The following is an 18,283-nucleotide window of genomic DNA, read 5'->3' as shown; positions in this document are numbered from 1 at the left end:
TTTAGATGACTTCTTCGATGCTAACTCCTGCTGGGAGTTGAGTCTTATCTATCGTTACTTGGTAGTCAGAGAACGAGCGAGGAACATTGTCCGTGGTTCTTTCCACTTTGACCAAATCGAAGAGTTTGTTAGCAGGAGCATTACCTAAAACAGAATCGTGGCGGAAGAGAATGAGTTTCTGTGCGCTCATCAAACCACGTGCGGCAGAGCGGTCGCAATCGAACATTCCTTTGAGCGCGTCAATAAAGAGAGTGAAGTCTTCTTCCGAGAAGCCTGTTTGTTTTGCCAAACTGGCCGATACGAAACCATGACAAATATAGAGACCATAGGGAATTGTGGCTTTGCGCCCCATGGTGCGGTTATCGCCATTTTGCTTTTCAGCTTCTTTCTCTGTAGCAACAGCCATTCTCGTAATAGAGTGTTCTGCTGGAACAATGGGATCTACGGAACGTGCAAAAGTGAATTGGATAGGGCCACGAACTTGTCCGGCATTTTTTCCTGTAGACATTACGGCTCCAAAAGTGCGAATGTCGTAGTATTTGCTGCACATCACGTCCCGAGCTGCTGCTGTCTTGCTTTTCGCATCAGCTGTTTTAACTGTTTCATCTTCATGGGAAGCATCAATCAGTGTGTTGAGCACTGCTTTCTCTTTGATGAAAATATCATATCCTTGCGTGCAGTTCTTTGATAGTTGAACATAGTTGCGCACCTTTCGTTTCAGGCAAACGTCTGTTACGATACCGCAACTTGTTTCAGCATCTATTCGAGGCAGGTTGCCTGCATCAGGGTCACCATTAGGGTTGCCGTCTTGTACATCAAAGATGTAAACGAAATCAATTCTGTTTTTTAATTCTGACATAATTATATAGTTGTTTTAGGTTTATTCTTCAGTTTGTTTTGTTTCTGTTAAGAAGAAGGACTGCATTTGCTGGTAGTAGCCCACAAAGAAGCGTCCTTGGTCTTGTAAGTCAAGATGGACTGGGAAACCATCAGCGTCTATCTTAGAGATGATTTCTTGCTTGAGTTTGTCATAGAAAATACGAATTCCTTCATTGTTTAAGTTGTTTGCATGAATAGCCGAGAGGTTAAGAATGGTTGCAAAAACCGTTGCGGGGGTGGAGCTTGCAGCATTCATGTAGCGCTCTCGGATGGAGTGGATGTGGTTTGCATCATTTTGTAGTTTGTCAATGACTGCAAACAAGCGGCCGCATAAGTAGCCTTGGTTGGTGTTCTCTTTGTCTAACATAATTTGTATAGGTTTTTGATTTGTGTATTTTCGGTTTAAGTATGCCTTGAGGATTGCAGCTTGTGTGATGCTTACAGCCTGTTTTTTCCGAATTCTGCGAAGACAGCTATCGCTCTCAACATGGGTCTTTTGGTAATCGTGCTCAGACTGTTGTGCTCGAATTCTGCGAAGACAGCTATGGTAAAGAGTATCAGGATAGGGGAGGCCTTGGAAGATACTTTTGATTACTGCGTTTGGGAGATTTTTAGTTACATCCTTGAGCTTCCCTCCTAAAGTCACTGTGGCCAAGATGGATTTGAGGGTTAAGTATGGCTTTTTCTCTTTTCGCGCATCAACAATTTCCATATCTTCGAAATGTCGGAGTATGGTATGAGCAAAATCTTTTAAGGGGAGCCCAGCCCAATAAACAACGGCTATGCGTGCTTTGCCTGGTGCAAGTCCTGCTATGTAGAACCTGTCATCCAAGTCTGTTTGTATAGAACCTGAATAAATACCTGTAAAAACTTTATGAACTTGTAGAATACGAGTGTTAGGATCTTCTTCTATGTTGTTGAGATTAGACATTGTAAAGAAACTTTCTTCTGTTTCTTTACAACCATTGCTGCTAGAAGACCCCCAGAAGATATATGTTTGCTCTCCAATGGAAAATTTATTTTTTGAGTCTTTAGCTAGCAAGTGATTAAGTGCAGTAGAATATGCAAATTCGGCCTCTACACTTATAGGCGCATTTGCTCCTTGCTCTTTCCCGTAAGAGTCATAACCAGAGTCTTTTTGGAAGGAAACTAATTTTGCCGTCCCACCTGCCAATGGAGAAAGAGAAGTTGTTATTACAGGAAAACAACGTTTTCCTGTAATAAGGCACACTTGTTCTTTATCGTCAGTTGCAATATTCCCAATGTCACATTGAATAATACTACTTTGAGAAGCAATTATTTTAGTGTCTCCTTCTAGTAAAAATGAAAAAATAAAATTTTCTAGCTGAGTATTTTGGATGATATCTACCCATAAAGGATCTCTTTGGATGTTCTTGAGGTTGTTATCTATTCTTTTGTAGAAATTCCATACAGCTTTTACTGCTACATTTTCAGGAAGTTTTTTGTAAACCTCCTCTACAAGAGATCTAAAAGCTTTGTTGTTTTCTGAATTCTTTTTTTCTTTTTTTATCGAACTTCCAAGAACATATGAGATATTGTCGTAAAAATGTTTTGCAACAATCCCACTTGTCCGTTGTCCTGTTCTCTTTACTAAAAATTGTGACGCTTCGTTTTTATTGAGACGTCTATCTTCAAAGCGAAGAAAATTGCCATCCTTGTCGATGACAAGAATAAAATGGATTTGTTGAAAAATGGTACCGAAGGGGGGAAGTTCTTCCGATTTTCGTTGGTAATAGTCGTATAAAGCTTTTAGAATCATTTTAGTACCTCCTCACTATCTTTTAGTGGAACATTTATTACGCCATTTTCCATGCGAGCACGATAAAACATAGCATTGGGATCTTCTGGATTGTTTTCGAAATCCTTATCATAGACCATCAATCCTAAGTCTCTCGTTTCATTAATAGGGGGTGTGAGTTGTTCCGACTCCGGGAGGACGAGGCGGAAGGAAGCTGCACACTCTCGAGTGCCGAGATAGGGTTGATTAAAGCATTGTCCCTTACTTGCACGTCTTTCAAACATGGCATTGTATTTCCCAGGGTTCTCGTCTTTGTGGAGAAGTTCTGCTTCTTCTCTATCTATTTCGGGATTGCGTGTGTCCAGATATTTTCTATTCTGCTTGGGAATAAAAACTAATTTAGCGTAGAGTCGGTATCGAACATCTCTCAGCATCAGCGAGTTTTTTTGTTGTCTCTTCTCTTCAATGAAGATAGGGGAAGCATTCTTCTTTGCAGAAGCGACAGCTCCCACTTCGTTGCGTCGAATGTTGATCCATTTGATAGGGTTGAGCACTTCTATTCGAGTGATTTGCCAACGGATGGCAGGTTTCCAAAAGATAGCTTCGAAAATAGCTCTGGCAGCAGAGGGCGTAATTACATCGTAGCTCACGCGCTCTACTTTCAGTTCTGGGCGCGTGAAGCAGGCAAGTGGTCCCCATACTTCCAGACAAAATTCTTTGTCGTGATATTCCATATTATTTATTTTATTAGTATTTCTTCAATCCAGTGGTTTGTGGTGATAAGGCCTACTTTTTCGTCATAGAACAGTTTATCTCTAACAACAAAAATGTTTTGGAAAAGTTCTTCTATAGCTCCAGCTTCTTTCAGTTTTTTGAAATCTTGTTGGCGAACGCTGACTGTGTATTGTGCTAGTTGTTTCATGAGTGAATAGCTTGGCGTGAACCTCTCAGCATCGTCAATAAGGCTGAGACTGTCTTTCCAATTTATGATGATGGGAATAGTATTGTCCTCAATGAGTTGGAATGCCTTTGCTGCTGTTTCAAACTGCATATAATAGAAGTTGTAGAGCAGGCTTTTTATATCTTTACTATCAAATGTTTGTGTGCGTGAGTAGAGTTGGCGAAAGTACTGTTGCATAGTTTCAGGAGAAAACCAGTCAGAGTCTTTCGCTAAAGCCATACGGGCACTATTGGTTCTAGAAATAAAACCTCGTGGCAAGTTACTGATTTTTTGTAGACTGAATACATGTGTAATTCCGCGTTTGATTTTCCCTTCCCGATTGCAGCGGCCAGCCGCTTGGAGGATAGAATCGAGTCCTGCTTGTTGGCGGAAAACAATGGGGAAGTCTATATCAACGCCAGCTTCTATCAGCTGAGTTGCAACGACACGAATAATTTCGTTTTCTTCATTCGTTAGCGCTTTTTTTATCTGCTCAATTGTTTCTCGGATGTGCTGGGGGCACATCATGCGGGAAAGATGTAGTGTAATACCTTCTTTAGGTAGGCGTTCAAAAATCTCTTTTGCGTCTTTGCGCGTATTAACGATACAGAGCACCCGTTTGTGCTGGGAGAGTTGGGTTGCAATCTCCTCATAATCTTGTGCCGAATCGTCAATCTTGAGATCTACTCTGCGCAGCTTGTCATAAAGTTTAGCATCCGAAGGGACTATTTCTTTGATATGAGAGAATCCTTTGATTTTGATGAGTGTGTTTTCTCCTTCGAGCTCTCCTGTTAAAACGGGTTGGCTGGCAGTAGTAAAAAGAATGGATGTGCCAAACACTCGATTTAGCGTCTTGAGAGAGTCAACGATGGGGCGGAGAAAATCGATGGGTAAAGTTTGTACCTCGTCTAGAATCAGTACGCTCTTGGCTATGTTGTGTAGTTTTCTGCACGCGGAGGGCCTATTGCTGAATAATGATTCAAAGAGTTGTACGTTGGTTGTAACGATGATGGGATAGTCCCAATTCTCTGTTGCCAGCAGTAAGCGGTTTGTTAATTCTGAATCTTTATTGTTGCTGTAGTCAATATTAGAATGGTGTTCCAAAACATTTTCTTCTCCAAAAATGTTTTTTAGAACATGAGCCGTTTGAACTATAATGCTTGTGTAAGGTATGGCGATAATGATTCGTTGCAGATTGTTACGGACAGCATGATGCAGGGCCCAAAGTACAGAGGAGAGTGTCTTTCCGCCACCTGTGGGGACGGTCAAACTGAAAACTCCTGCTTCCGCATTGCTGGCACTAACGCATTGTTCTTGCACATAATTGCGGATGTGATTGACGGGAGTATCTTCTGATTTTTCTTTTAGAGTATCGAGCCATAGCTGTAATTTCTGGAGTAATTCAGACATAGATGCTTTTGTTCCTCTCAAACGTGTTTGATCAGGCTGCATAAAGTTTTCTGTGTCCAAATAATCCGCATCAACAAGGCAACTGAACAGCATTCGCTCGAGGTGGTGTAAATCTGCAACTTCTAGTTTGATTTGTGGCAGTTGTATATCTATTTGTGGAACCTCATCCGTGACATCCTGCGGAATCAAGTTTTTGAGCAATTCTTTCTCATCGCCAGCGTCATATAAACCGCGATGATGTCCTGCAATGCAGTTTGTGAGGAGTGGAGCAACTCGTGAGAAGTGTTTCTTTAGTAGGAGTGCTCCCACATAGGCATGATGATAATTGCCGTTCACTTTGATGTTGGGTTGAAAGCCACTTTCTTTCTTGATGTGTTGTTGAAAGCTTTCTTGTTCTTTTCCCTTGTCGTGTAAGAGTCCAAGGAGTTCCCCGTATTTCTTCATGCCAAAAGCATCGGCAAACTCGGCAGCCATTTTAGCAACACCTTGTTGGTGCTCTTCGTTGCTTTGGAATTCAAAAGAATTGTTTAGTGTGCGAATATGTGAGATAGTATTGGGTATTTTCATTGTAGTAAGAAGATTAACTTAGAGGTATAAGTCTAGAACTTTTATAAACGCAAAAATAAAGATATTTTTCAAGAAACAAAATATGTAAAAAAGAAAAAGGCGCAGCCCATAAAGGGGTGCGCCTTTTTATAAAAGGGATGAATGAGTGTCAATTAGATTTCGTTGCTCCAGTCCTCTTGAGTCTTGCGGACATAGGCAGCGTAGCGGCGCTGAGCGGCTTTCTTCGTTTCGGCATAAAGCTCATCGGCCTGTGCGGGGAGAGCTTTGCGCAGTGACAAGAAGCGAACCTCGTTGTCGAGAAAGTCTTGGAAGTTGTCCCAGTTAGGCTGCTTAGAGTCGAGCGTGAACGGATTCTTGCCTTCATTAGCCAATTCGGGATTGAAGCGCCAGAGATGCCAGTAGCCACATTCAACGGCGCGAGCTTCTTCTGCCTGGCTGCGACCCATACCGCCCTTCACCTTCAAGCCATGGTTGATACACGGAGAGTAAGCAATGATGAGTGAAGGTCCGGGGTATGCTTCTGCTTCGCGGAAGGCTTTGAGGCACTGTGCCTGGTCGGCACCCATTGCCACCTGAGCCACATAGACGTAGCCGTAAGTTGCTTGCATCAAGCCGAGGTCTTTCTTCGTGATGCGCTTACCTGCTGCTGCGAACTGTGCGATAGCGCCGATAGGTGTAGACTTAGATGACTGACCACCAGTGTTGGAGTAAACCTCGGTGTCGAGTACGAGGATGTTGACATCTTCGCCAGAAGCGAGTACGTGGTCAAGACCGCCGTAACCGATGTCATAAGAAGCACCGTCACCACCGATGATCCACTGGCTGCGCTTCGTGAGGAAATGGCTGAGCTCATCGAGCTGTTCGCAACCTGGGCAACCGTGTTCCTTACCTGCCTTGATGAACGGGAGGAGCTTATCGGCTGCTGCGCGACTTGCTACTGCATCGTCCTTGCCTGCTTCCCATTCCTGTGCTGCTGCCTTGAACTCTTCAGGTGCGCCGTCGCAAGCCTGAGCCAAGAGGGTAGAGATGCGAGCGCGCATCTTCTTGTTGGCGAGCACCATACCCATACCAAATTCGCAGAAGTCCTCGAAGAGTGAGTTAGCCCAAGCTGGACCTTGACCCTTTTCGTTGGTTGTGTACGGAGTTGAAGGAATAGAGCCAGAGTAGATAGAAGAACAACCTGTTGCGTTAGCCACCATTTCACGGTCGCCAAAGAGTTGAGAAATCAACTTAACGTAAGGCGTTTCACCACAACCTGAGCAAGCACCAGAGAACTCGAAGAGCGGAGTAGCAAACTGGCTGTTCTTCGGGCTTTGTTTGATGTCTACAAGGTTTTGCTTAGACGTTACGTTCTTCTCGCAGTAGTTCCAGTTGTCGATCTGGTCAAGCTGACTGTCGAACGGAACCATTTCGAGTGCCTTATTACCGCGCATACCTGGACAAACATCGGCACAGTTGCCGCAACCGAGACAGTCGAGCACGTTCACCTGCTGAACGAAGTGCATACCCTTCAGAGCTGCCGGAGCCTTGATGTCGATCGTCGTACCCTTAAAGCCGTTGAGCTCTTCCTCGTTGAGGACGAACGGACGGATAGTTGCGTGAGGACAAACGAAGGCACACTTATTACACTGGATACAGTTTTCTGCTTTCCAAACGGGGACGAAAGCTGCCACACCACGCTTGTCGTAAGCAGCAGTGCCTTGTTCCCAAGTACCGTCTACGCTGCTTTCGTAAGCACTAACGGGGAGTTTGTCGCCCTGCTGTGCATTGATGGGGCGCACAATCTTGCTGATGAATGCTGGTTCGTCGCGTACCTCTTCAGCGTCGGCAGGGAGATTTGCCCATGCGGGATCTATTGTGAGCTGCTGGTATTCGCTACCGCGGTCAACAGCCTGATAGTTCTTATTAACAACGTCTTCACCCTTACGGCCGTAGGACTTAACGATGAATTTCTTCATCTGTTCCACTGCGAGGTCAACGGGGATCACGTTTGTGATGCGGAAGAAAGCAGACTGCAAGATGGTGTTCGTGCGGTTGCCGAGGCCAATTTCTTGTGCAATCTTCGTAGCGTTGATGTAGTAGACGGTGATGTTGTGTTCAGCAAAGTACTTCTTGATGTTGTTTGGCAAGAAGTCTACCAGCTCTTGTCCCTCATGGATCGTGTTGAGGAGGAACGTACCGTTGTCGCGCAAACCTTCGAGCACGTGGTACATACGGAGGTATGCCTGAACGTGACAAGCCACGAAGTTAGGCGTCTTGATCTGATAGGTGCTGCGGATGGGCGTGTCGCCGAAGCGCAGGTGAGAGCAGGTGAAACCGCCCGATTTCTTAGAGTCGTAGCTGAAGTAGGCCTGGCAATACTTGTTCGTGTTGTCACCAATGATCTTAACGGAATTCTTGTTTGCACCAACCGTACCGTCTGCACCCAGACCGTAGAATTTGGCTTCAAAGATGCCTTTGCCGCCGAGAGCTTGTTCTTTCTCCAAAGGCAGTGATTCGAAGGTGACGTCGTCCACGATGCCCAAGCTAAAGTGGTTCTTAGGTTCAGGCAGAGCGAGGTTGTCGTAAACGCTGATAATCATTGTCGGGGTGGTGTCGGAAGAGCCGAGACCATAGCGGCCGCCAACGATGAGAGGGCGATTCTCCTGATCGTAGAAGGCTTCCTTCACGTCAAGATAGAGCGGTTCGCCTTCTGCTCCAGGTTCTTTCGTGCGATCGAGCACAGCGATGCGTTTGCAAGTCTTGGGGACTGCTGCAAGGAGGTGCTTCTTGCTAAACGGACGATAGAGGTGTACGCTGATGAGACCCACCTTGCGGCCTTGTGCCATGAGGTGGTCGATGGCTTCGCGAGCTGCTTCGGTCACTGATCCCATACAGATGATAACATCCGTAGCATCTTCTGCACCGTAGTAGCTGAAGAGTTTGTATTCACGACCTGTGATGCGGCTCACTTCCTTCATGTATTTCTCAACGATGCCTGGGATGGCAGCGTAGAACTTATTGGAAGCTTCGCGATGTGCAAAGAAGGTTTCGGGGTTCTCGGCCATACCGCGTGCCACGGGGCGTTCAGGGCTGAGTGCGCGGGCGCGGAATTCAGAGAGAGCCTTCTGATTTACGAGCGGACGGAGCTCTTCTTGATCCATCACCTCGATCTTCTGATATTCGTGAGAGGTGCGGAAGCCGTCAAAGAAGTTGATGAACGGTACGCGGGCTTCGAGGGTTGCCAGGTGGGCAACGGCGCTCAAGTCCATCACCTCCTGCACACTGCCTTCGCAGAGCATAGCGAAACCTGTCTGGCGGCAAGCCATGACGTCGCTATGGTCGCCGAAGATACAGAGGGAGTGAGTGGCCAGCGTACGGGCGGATACGTGGAAAACGCATGGCAGTAATTCGCCAGCAATTTTGTACATATTCGGGATCATCAGGAGCAAACCCTGAGAAGCTGTAAATGTAGTGGTCAGTGCACCAGCTTGGAGTGAACCGTGTACGGCACCTGCTGCACCTCCTTCGGACTGCATTTCCTGAACGGAAACGGTGTCGCCGAAAAGGTTCTTGCGGTCTTGTGCGGCCCATTCATCAACGTGCTCAGCCATCGGGCTAGACGGCGTGATGGGATAGATGGCAGCAACCTCGGAGAACATATATGCGATATGTGCTGCAGCTTGGTTACCGTCACAAGTGATAAATTTCTTTTCTTTTGCCATAAGTTATAGAAAATATAAATTGTGAATTGTCGTTTGTTTGGCAGACTGACTGCCATGTATGAGTTAGCGAGCCGAGCACAAGAGGCTCGGCTCGCTGTATGGGTACAGACTAATAGAGAAAGCCGAACAACCAAATGGGGATTTCGTTGTCGCGGCCCACTTCTGTCTGATAGCGGGCAAGATATGTGTTTGGCGCGCTCTTCACGCGGCGTGAACGATCGCATACGCAAATGTTCGTAGTGCCATCAATAAGGAAGACGCCGTTGCGGCGGGTGCTGTTGATTTTGTGGTGCCGCCACATCACGTTCACAAAGAATGTTTCCATCACGTTCTGCGTTGTGATGCCCGGCGCTTGCATACCATACACCAGATTGGAGTCGTGGAGATAGATGGCGGCAGGCTTTTTGGGATATTCGCTGCCTTCGCGATAAATCGTGTTGATGAGGCGCGCTTCTTCGAGATACTCGATATAGTTCATCACTGTGGCACGGCTCGTTTGGATCTCCTCTGCCAGCTTCGACACGTTGGGGGCGTTGTTCTCGCCGTTGGCTGCCAGGAGATAGAGCAACTTCTTGATTTTCGATAGGTAGCTCAACTCCACTTGCTTGCGGAAGAGAACATCCACTTCAATCATGTTGTTCATCGCCTTTAGCAGGGCCTCGGTGAAATTGCGGTTTTCGAGGTAGAAGGGGTAGTAACCGTGGTGCAGATAGTCCTGAAAATGTTCCTGCGGGCGTACTTTGGGGAGGATAGCCTTGAGGATTTGCTCATGTTCTTCCAAAATCTGCGGTAGGGTGTAAGTACCCAATTCGAGTCCCGTCTGCTGGTTGATGTATTCGCGGAAAGAGAATCCGTGGAGCACATAACTGCGTGTGATGCGATCCAGCTCGTGGTTGGCATTTGCGCCTTCGCCATGTACGCTCGTTGTTGAGAAAACAACGCGCAGATAAGGGTAGGCGTGGTATATCTCCACCAGCTGGTCCTTCCAGTTGGGAAGTTTGAAAGCTTGGTCTATAATCAGAACCTGGCCGCCGCGGTCTACAAAATCGCGAACGAGCTCTTGCAGGCCACGACCTTGGAAATAGAAATTATTGGCACTGATATAGAGAGCTTGATGTAGTTGAGGGTCGAAAAATTCCTTGGCATACTCGAGTAAGAAGCTCGTTCGTCCAACACCTCGTGGCCCACGGATGGCTATCATGCGGTAACTCCAGTCGATATTGTCCATCAATGTGCGACGAACTACTGTTTTCAAATGACTGACGAGGTACTCATGTGTTTGGAAAAAAGGTTCTATCACGGTGTAATTTATTTAGTGCTCATATAGTAGGAACATCGCTTCCCGGAGAAGTTCTGTATCCTTATGAAGCTATTAGATTGCAAATTTACTTATTTAATATGGTATATACAAATTTACGTCCTACTCTTTTTTTATCCTTTTTAGTTAGTCTCCACTTCCTGCTGTGGGTATCATCTGCCTTCTTTTATTTTTCTTTTTGTGTTCTTCTGTTTCTCGCTGTCTTTGCTGGATTGAAGGCTGCATTTAGGTTGTTTTTGGATGTGTTTGTATGAATTATTTACTGCCCTTATTCTTGACAATAGAGATTATGGGAATAGCGTGCTGCAAAATGTTTTTACGAGAAAATATGAAGGAGAAGAGAAAAAATGAACCCACAAAAATGTTCAATTTTTACTATTGTGGCCGGCGGAATAAGGAAGTTTTTGAAAAAGCGCATTGAAGTGCGCTTGAAAGGCATCGTTCTTTTCGTGTTTTTCCTTATTGTGTCGACTGGCGCAATAAGGCTGCCAGCTGACGCAATAAGGAAGCTGACCGATAGCCTTATTGTATTTACAGATAGAGCCCTTTTTTAGATTGTTTGAGAGGAGACGTTCTTCGCTATCTCTGTTTTGTTTTTGATTTTCATGCGAGTATTCGTCGCGTAAAGTAAGAAATCCTTTTACAATTTCAGAATGCTGTTGGTTTGCTTTATTCTGCTCATTAGCACATTAGCACATTCCGGCGCTTCGCCGCCCTCATTAGCACATTACCTCCTTCTCATCAGCAGATAGAACACCATCGGGACACCGAGCAACGGCGTGAGCGTGTTCAGAGGCAGTGTGCCGCGGTCGCCAGGTAGCAGACTCACGACATTGCAAAGCAGAGCCACGTTGGCACCCCAAATCATGGTGGCGGGCAAAAGGCGATGGTGGTCGCTTGTGCGCAATGTGAGGCGCGCGGCGTGGGGTACGGCCAATCCGATGAACGAGATAGGGCCGCAAAGGGCCGTGACAACAGCCGTTAGAAGGCCCGTGAGCAGCAACACGATGGTGCGACTGCTTGCTACGTTTGTTCCCAGGTTTTGCGCGTAGTTGTCGCCCAACAATAGGGCGTTGAGCGGTTTAGCCATAAAGATGGTGGCGGCGAGCGTCAGCAGGAGGACGGTGGCGAAGAGAGGGAGTCGCTCCAGCGTGACCCCACTGAAGTTGCCCAGTCCCCAAATCATGAAACTCTGCACGCCTTGTGCTGTGGCGTAGAAGCTGAGAAGCGAAATGAGCGAAGAGGTGATGAAACTAATCATTACGCCCGCAATGAGCAGTGTGAGCGTTCCGGGCATCCGCCTACTAAAGATGAGCAGCAGCACAATGACTATGGCGGCTCCTATGAAGGCAGCCACCACGGTGAGCAAGAAGCCGCTCAGTGTGAGTTCGCCGGCAGTGAACGTGCCGCCCAGCAAAAGCATGGCGATGGCAACGCCCAATCCTGCGCCACTATTGACGCCCAGAATACTCGGGTCGGCCAGCGGATTGGCAAAAATAGTTTGCAACAACAAGCCTGCCACGGCCAGCGCAGCACCTGCCATCGCGGCGGTGAGCAAAGCCGGTAGGCGCGATTGCAAAACGATGAAAGCCGTGGCGCTTGTAGTGTCGTTGCCCGTCAGAGCCTGCCAGACTTCACCCGCCGGTAGGTCGATGCTGCCATACAAGAGATTGGCGGCGGTGAGCAATAGGAGTAGGCCCACGCTTGCGGCATTCCAGAGGGTGCGCATTCTGCGAGCGTGGAGGTCTCTTTGTGGGGACGTGCTGTCGGCGGTGCGCGTCGGTTGTTCGAGCATAAGTGGTGAAGAAAAAGAGGGTTATTTCATCGGGAAGAAATACCGCGTTTGATAGTCGGGCAGTATTTCCGGATGGAAAATTTTAATGAAGTCTTTCAGCAGAAAGTCGGGGCGGAACGGAGCTTCCTCGAAATAGGGCACTTTCATAGAGTTGCAGTACCAAATGTGGCGTTCGCGGAACGCCTTGAACTGAGCGTTGGGCGCGAAGTCCTGTTGCAACTGTGCGTAGGTCAAATCCGTTGGTCCGCCGCTCTTGATGAGCCAGAGATCGGCAGCATGTGCTTTCTGAAAGACGGTTTCGAACGAGAGAGACACAGAGCCGCTCTCGGCATTGTCGGCGAAGCAATAGTTGGCCCCTGCATCCTTGTAGAGACTACCTAAATAGCTCTTACCGCCAGGAACGTACCACGCGCCGCCTTGCTTTTGGTCGATGAGCAGCGTGGGGCGTGTGGTGGTTTTTTGAACCGTTGCAGTTAGCTCGGTGTAGTTCTTTTCCACGATTTGGAACAAGCTGTCGGCCGTGGCCTCCTGCCCAAAGAGCAGTCCGAAGAAGCGCATCCATTCCGCCCGCCCTAGCGGCGTGGCTTCCATATAGTCGGCGCACTCTATCAGGGGAATGTTGAGTTTTTCAATACCGCCGTAGCTGGCGTTCTGAAAGGGCGAAACAAGCAGAGCGTCTGCATGGCTCGCTATCATCTTTTCCAGATCGGGTTGGGTGGACATCCCCATGTTTGCGAGCTTTCCGTTGGTCACCGCCAGACGCAGTTCGGGGCGCATGATATAGTCGTAGTCGCACACGCCGCAGAGCTGCTTCATTGCACCAAGGTCGCAGAGCAAGCTCCCGTGGACGCTCGTGAACGCAACGGCGCGCTCCAGTGGCGTACGTACAATCGTGCCTTTGGGACATTGAGAGGGCGTTGGAGAAGAGCGCGGGATGAGAATGTAGCGATGGAGTGTTCGTCCTTTATTCCATGCGTCCATAACATCGCAAATGGTGAAGCTGTCCGCGTGTTCTATCTTGAGGAGTTGGGCGTACTGGATGCCGCCGTCTTTTGCCCCTTGGATGGTCTCGGCTTGCTTGCCAGCGCAGCTCGTGAGTAGGGGATAGGAAAGGAGAACGAATAAGGCGAAGAGGGCGTTCCATGCGTGGCGGCGCGCCCTTTTTGTGTGAGAATATTGCTGTTGTATGTGGTTTTTCATCACTAATAATTAGATGGAGATTTCCCCGCAAAGGCTCGTGTTCATAAGCTTGTGGATGGTGTCGCGGTCGTAGTTGTGTCCCAGGAGGAACATGAGCTTCGTTAGCATTGATTCGGGCGTGGAGTCGTAGCCATTTATCACGCCAGCTTGCAGGAGTTGCAAGCCAGTTTCGTAGCGGTGCATCTCTACACGACCTTCGGAACATTGTGTGATATTGGTTAGTACAACGCCTTGATCGTCCAATTTTTTTAGACAATCAATGAGCCATGGCTTTTGTGGGGCATTGCCCGCGCCAAAAGTCTTCAACACCACGCCGCGAAGGTTGGGGACGCTGAGAAAATGCTCTACGAATTCTTTACGTATGCCTGGGAAAATTGTCAGAATCATAACGTGGTTGTCCATCAAGTAGTGCGGCTTGAGGGGGCGGGAGAAATCGCGCGGCATGATCAGACGTGGCTCGTATTTGATATTGATGCCCGCATGAGCCAGTGAGGGATAGTTGAAGGAGCGGAAGGCATTGAATCCTTCTGCGTTTATCTTTGTCGTGCGGTTGCCGCGCATCAGTCGGCTGTCGAAATAGATGCAGACTTCGGGAACTATGGGCGTGCTGTCGGGGTTCTTGGCTGCGGCAATCTCTATGCTTGTCAAGAGATTTTCTTTGCCGTCCGTGCGCAACTGTCCGATAGGCAACTGTGAGCCGGTGATAATGACAGGTTTGGACAGGTCCTCCAGCAAGAAGCTCAGAGCCGAGGCGGTATAGGCCATCGTGTCTGTGCCGTGGAGCACAACAAAGCCGTCGAAGTCGTTGTAGTATTTGTCGATTATTTTCGCTATCTCAATCCAATTCTTGGGGTCCATGTCACTGGAATCGATAGGCGGGTCGAAGGAAAAAGCCTTCACGCAATAGTCCATACGGTTCACTTCTGGCACCATCTTTTGGAAGCGGTCAAATCCGAAGTTTTCTAATGCGCCCGTTACGGGGTTTTCTATCATTCCGATAGTTCCGCCGGTGTAAATAATCAAAATAGAGGTCATAAAATGCGTATTTTATGGAGCAAACATACTAAATAATTTATAATATGACAAATTCGGGCTTTTCTTTCAATAAGGAAGATCGTAGTTTGGTGGAGTTTGCGAGTATTTCTATTTGGGCGTGTATTCTGTCTTTTTGTGGTGTTTTTTCGTTTCATACCCTGTCTCTTGTCATGAAAGAGGGAAAATACAAGAGATATTTTTGTGTGGGTGGAAACCTTTATTTATTTTTGTAGCTCAAACCTGTAAATGTATTTTTTTCTAAAGAAAACTATAAATAATGTCTGGAAGCGTTCAAAATACGAATAAGGAAGAGGATATTCAGCTTATTCCTTTGTTCAAAATGTGCTGGGCACTGTTCCTTGCTAACCTTAAATGGTTTATTCTCTCTGTGATACTTTGCTTGGTGTTAGGATATCTTTATCAGGCTCGCCAGTCGCGCGTTTACCAACGTCAAGCTGTCATTCTTTTCGAGGATAACGAGAGCGGAAGTGGTGGGGGAATGTCGCGCAGTGCGCGTAACAACGGACTCAATACATTGATGCAGCTCAATGGTATCAGTGTTGGAGATAATCTCAAGAATGAGATGTTTATTCTTACCTCTGAACGACTCATGACACGCGTTGTAGATAGTCTGGGACTTGATGTGGATTACACAACGAGTGCGGGACTTCATTCCGTAGCGCTTTATACGGATCGTCCTTTTGAGATTGCTTTTCAGCAGAAGGCGGAAAATCTTGTGCGCTTTGAGGCGAAGATTCAGGCCGATGGTACTGTGAAACTTTCAGACTTTCTTTGTTACAATAGATCGACAGGGAAAAAGAAGATTTTTAAGGAACATCTTAGTGTACGCCCAGGTGTTATGGTAAAAACGCCTATAGGGGATCTGGCAATTAATAAAACTACGTTTTTCTCTCGTTTTCCCGTTGGTAAAACTATTCAGATCCATCACTTGCCAATTGAGATGGCGGCTAAAATTTATCAAGAAAAGATAAAGGCAAGTGCTTACGATAAAGAGACTTCTCTTGTGGTGCTTTCGGCACAAGATATAAATACTGCCCGGGCTGAGGACTTGCTCAATACTGTTTATGAGGCGTACAAGCATGATGTTGTTGACAATAAAAATAGAGTGGCTTCAAGTACGGCCAACTTTATTGATCGGCGTGTAGCCCTTATAGGGCAGGAGCTGACGCAGGTGGAAAATCGCTTGGCATCGTTCAAACAGCAAAATCGTGTGATAGATTTTCAGCAAGCAGCGGGAACTGTTACGGCGCAGAGTGCTGATGCTCGTCAACAGGCTTTACAGCTTGAAACGCAACTTTCTGTGGCGCGTTATCTGCAAGAGTTTCTTCAGAATAATTCTAACGAGCACCAAATTATCCCTGCTATCAATTTGGAGAAGGCTACCTTTAACGGACAGATAGATACTTATAATCAGCTGATGAACGAACGCAATAAAAATGCGGCAAACTCCAGTGGACAGTCACCTCTTGTGCGTGATCTTGATAAACAATTGGCGGCGCAACGCACTAGTATTCTTTCTTCAGTTCGTAGTTATGTGCGCTCAATTGAAATGCAGGTTAATGCAGCGCGGAGTAATGAAAAATCGTTGATGGGGCAAGTTGGTCATGCTCCTCAGGCTGCTAAGGAAGCACTCGATATTCAGCGTCAACAAAACCTCAAAGAAACTCTTTATACTTACTTGTTAAATAAGCGTGAAGAGGTGGCTCTTCAACTAGCCATCAATGAGGCCAATGTTCGCATGGTGGAAAATCCGCTGGGATCTTCGTCTCCAGTGTCGCCGCGCAAGGTGGTAATTATGTTTATTGCCTTCCTTGTTGGTTTGATAATACCTGCGGTGATCCTTTGGGTGCGCGAACTTTTTGATATCACTATTTCTGGTCGTCAGGATGTCGAAGGTATTGTTACAGCACCCGTTGTGGGTGAGCTACCTCGTTGGGATTCGCCTTCGGAGGATGCTCTTATCACTCATTGTGCGGCAAATGACCCCATTGTGGAGGCTTTCCGTATGTTGCGCTTTAGTCTGAGTTTTGTTCGTCGTACGGCTAAGGTGATAGTTGTTACTTCTACTACACCGCACCACGGTAAGAGTTTTATTTCACGTAATCTCTCCGTAGTTTTTGCCATGGCAAACAAACGAGTCCTCTTAATTGATGCAGACATTCGTAAACGTACGCTTTCGGGAGATTTTGGTCGTACTGCGGGATTGACTTCTTGGCTTGTAGATGAAGATGGTCAGACATGTCTTGAGGATATAGTTGTGAAGGATGGTCTTACGAAGGGTGTTGACTTTCTGCCTGCGGGTATTCTGCCGCCTAATCCTGCCGAATTGCTGATGAGTGGACGCTTGGAGGAGTTGGTGGCAATCGCTCGTGAGCAGTATGATTTTATAATTTTTGATACTACTCCAATTTTTGGCGTTGCAGATGCGAGCATAGTTGATCGTGTGGCAGATCTTACTCTCTATGTGCTGCGTGTCGGAGTGCAGGAGAAAGCTTTCCTTCCTGAACTCGAAAAAATGTATCAGGATAAGAAGATGCGCAATCTTTGCCTTGTGCTTAATGATTCTGATGTTAAGTCACGTAAAACAGGTTATGGCTACGGTTATGGATATGGCTATGGCTATGGCCAATACGGTTATGGTTATGGCTACGGCTACACCAAAGAGCGTAAAGAGCAAAAACTAGGAAGAGGCTTGCTTGGCAAACTTCGAAAATAATCTCTGTCTCTATTCATAATATATAATAGGAAAGGTGGGAATTGGCTAAAGTGTCTCTTCTCACCTTTTTTGTTTACCTACTTAATCTCTTTTCTCTATTTTTTCTTTTTATCAACGCGTTTTATTCCTCTTCTGTGTTCTTTCTTGTATCATTACTTCCTTCTGATTTGTCCGACAAATCTGTTTGGTCTGGCTCATCCTAGTATCGAAAAGAATCTATCCTCTTCTTTTAAATTCTATCCAACCGTCTCAAAACTTGACAGAATCTTGCTGCTGGTTGCAGTCTAGAAAATACAAAACATCCTGCTTCTTCCTAAAAATCCAAACTTTCTCGCCATCCACAGTCGACAGAAAGTTTGCAAAACCACCATAAAAACCGCAATTTACAACATGATTCTTCCTTTTCTGCACTATTTTCCCTAAAAACGCCTCCTCGTTTCTTCGTCATTTTCCTTATTGTATCCGCGGCTCCCATAAGCCTGTCAGCTCACATCCTTATTGCGTCCGCCGACATCCTTATTGTAATGACGCCCAAGCCCCTTCGATTTCTCCCTAAATCATGCGCCTTTCCAATTTTGCGCCCATCTCCAACGGCGAAAAGTAAGAATTTCCTTGATAAAATCTAATCTATCCATCAAGAAAAGCTACCCACCACTCCTATTATATAATAGGAGTTCTCACCATCTCCACTCTGCCCCTCAATCCTTCTGTACCTTTCCTTCCGTAGCTCCTCTTCGCCTCCCGCCGCCTCCGCTCCGCCCAATCAGTCCAACCACATCTCCTCGTCATTTTCTCCCTTAAATCCTCCACTCTAAAACTTTTTTCAAAAAAAAGTGCTGCGTACTCTTTGCTATTCCAAAATCTCGTAGTACTTTTGCATCCGCAACCGAGAAACGGGGGTTATTCCTTGTGGTTGTCAACTGTGATCTTTGAAAGAAT

Annotated in this window: 10 protein-coding genes; 1 reads left to right on the top strand and 9 read right to left on the bottom strand. The window is 46.6% G+C overall.

The annotated features are described in order from the left end of the window. Position 1: 1 nt before the first annotated feature. The 9 genes from cas7c to FHS60_RS05565 form a co-directional block, all read right to left on the bottom strand. The gene (cas7c, locus tag FHS60_RS05605) at positions 2-859 is read right to left on the bottom strand and encodes a type I-C CRISPR-associated protein Cas7/Csd2 (protein ID WP_183696183.1); all 858 of its coding nucleotides are present in this window, start codon (positions 857-859) and stop codon (positions 2-4) included. A gap of 21 nt (positions 860-880) precedes the next feature. Then, positions 881-2,659, bottom strand: a complete 1,779-nt coding sequence (cas8c, locus tag FHS60_RS05600) for a type I-C CRISPR-associated protein Cas8c/Csd1 (RefSeq protein WP_183696180.1) — start codon at positions 2,657-2,659, stop codon at positions 881-883. Then, the gene (cas5c, locus tag FHS60_RS05595; RefSeq protein WP_183696177.1) at positions 2,656-3,372 is read right to left on the bottom strand and encodes a type I-C CRISPR-associated protein Cas5c; all 717 of its coding nucleotides are present in this window, start codon (positions 3,370-3,372) and stop codon (positions 2,656-2,658) included. The genes cas8c and cas5c overlap by 4 nt, the downstream gene beginning before the upstream one ends. 5 nt (positions 3,373-3,377) lie before the next feature. After that, positions 3,378-5,555: a CRISPR-associated helicase Cas3' gene (gene cas3 / locus FHS60_RS05590; RefSeq protein WP_183696174.1), complete on the bottom strand. Its 2,178-nt coding sequence runs from the start codon at positions 5,553-5,555 to the stop codon at positions 3,378-3,380. Positions 5,556-5,707: 152 nt separating this feature from the next. Beyond that, entirely contained in the window at positions 5,708-9,259 is a 3,552-nt protein-coding gene (nifJ, locus tag FHS60_RS05585; RefSeq protein WP_183696171.1) for a pyruvate:ferredoxin (flavodoxin) oxidoreductase, read from the bottom strand. Positions 9,260-9,368: 109 nt separating this feature from the next. Further along, on the bottom strand, positions 9,369-10,559 hold the full coding sequence (locus FHS60_RS05580; RefSeq protein WP_183696168.1) for an AAA family ATPase: 1,191 nt from the start codon (positions 10,557-10,559) through the stop codon (positions 9,369-9,371). A 745-nt stretch (positions 10,560-11,304) separates the two neighbouring features. After that, entirely contained in the window at positions 11,305-12,306 is a 1,002-nt protein-coding gene (locus FHS60_RS05575) for an iron ABC transporter permease (RefSeq protein WP_183696497.1), read from the bottom strand. Positions 12,307-12,393: 87 nt separating this feature from the next. Then, complete coding sequence (locus tag FHS60_RS05570) at positions 12,394-13,572, bottom strand: ABC transporter substrate-binding protein (protein WP_183696165.1); 1,179 nt, start codon at positions 13,570-13,572, stop codon at positions 12,394-12,396. A gap of 9 nt (positions 13,573-13,581) precedes the next feature. Then, positions 13,582-14,607 carry an asparaginase gene (locus FHS60_RS05565; protein WP_183696162.1) on the bottom strand — a complete coding sequence of 342 codons (1,026 nt, stop codon included), beginning with the start codon at positions 14,605-14,607 and terminating at the stop codon, positions 13,582-13,584. 277 nt (positions 14,608-14,884) lie between these two features. On the opposite strand from FHS60_RS05565, the gene FHS60_RS05560 reads away from it, so the two are divergent. Next, on the top strand, positions 14,885-17,344 hold the full coding sequence (locus FHS60_RS05560; RefSeq protein WP_183696159.1) for a GumC family protein: 2,460 nt from the start codon (positions 14,885-14,887) through the stop codon (positions 17,342-17,344). Positions 17,345-18,283 lie beyond the last annotated feature (939 nt).

The organism is Alloprevotella rava, assembly GCF_014195585.1.
GTDB lineage: Bacteria > Bacteroidota > Bacteroidia > Bacteroidales > Bacteroidaceae > Alloprevotella > Alloprevotella rava.
The sequence above is the reverse complement of the archived record's forward strand: the minus strand, read 5'-3'. Positions and strand labels throughout refer to the sequence as shown.

What these genes read in the sequence shown, in the direction of transcription:
- FHS60_RS05565 (WP_183696162.1), bottom strand. Translation starts at nt 14,607, where the DNA reads ATGACCTCTATTTTGATTATTTACACCGGCGGAACTATCGGAATGATA.
- cas3 (WP_183696174.1), bottom strand. Translation starts at nt 5,555, where the DNA reads ATGAAAATACCCAATACTATCTCACATATTCGCACACTAAACAATTCT.
- FHS60_RS05575 (WP_183696497.1), bottom strand. Translation starts at nt 12,306, where the DNA reads ATGCGCACCCTCTGGAATGCCGCAAGCGTGGGCCTACTCCTATTGCTC.
- cas5c (WP_183696177.1), bottom strand. Translation starts at nt 3,372, where the DNA reads ATGGAATATCACGACAAAGAATTTTGTCTGGAAGTATGGGGACCACTT.
- cas8c (WP_183696180.1), bottom strand. Translation starts at nt 2,659, where the DNA reads ATGATTCTAAAAGCTTTATACGACTATTACCAACGAAAATCGGAAGAA.
- cas7c (WP_183696183.1), bottom strand. Translation starts at nt 859, where the DNA reads ATGTCAGAATTAAAAAACAGAATTGATTTCGTTTACATCTTTGATGTA.
- FHS60_RS05560 (WP_183696159.1), top strand. Translation starts at nt 14,885, where the DNA reads ATGTCTGGAAGCGTTCAAAATACGAATAAGGAAGAGGATATTCAGCTT.
- nifJ (WP_183696171.1), bottom strand. Translation starts at nt 9,259, where the DNA reads ATGGCAAAAGAAAAGAAATTTATCACTTGTGACGGTAACCAAGCTGCA.
- FHS60_RS05570 (WP_183696165.1), bottom strand. Translation starts at nt 13,572, where the DNA reads ATGAAAAACCACATACAACAGCAATATTCTCACACAAAAAGGGCGCGC.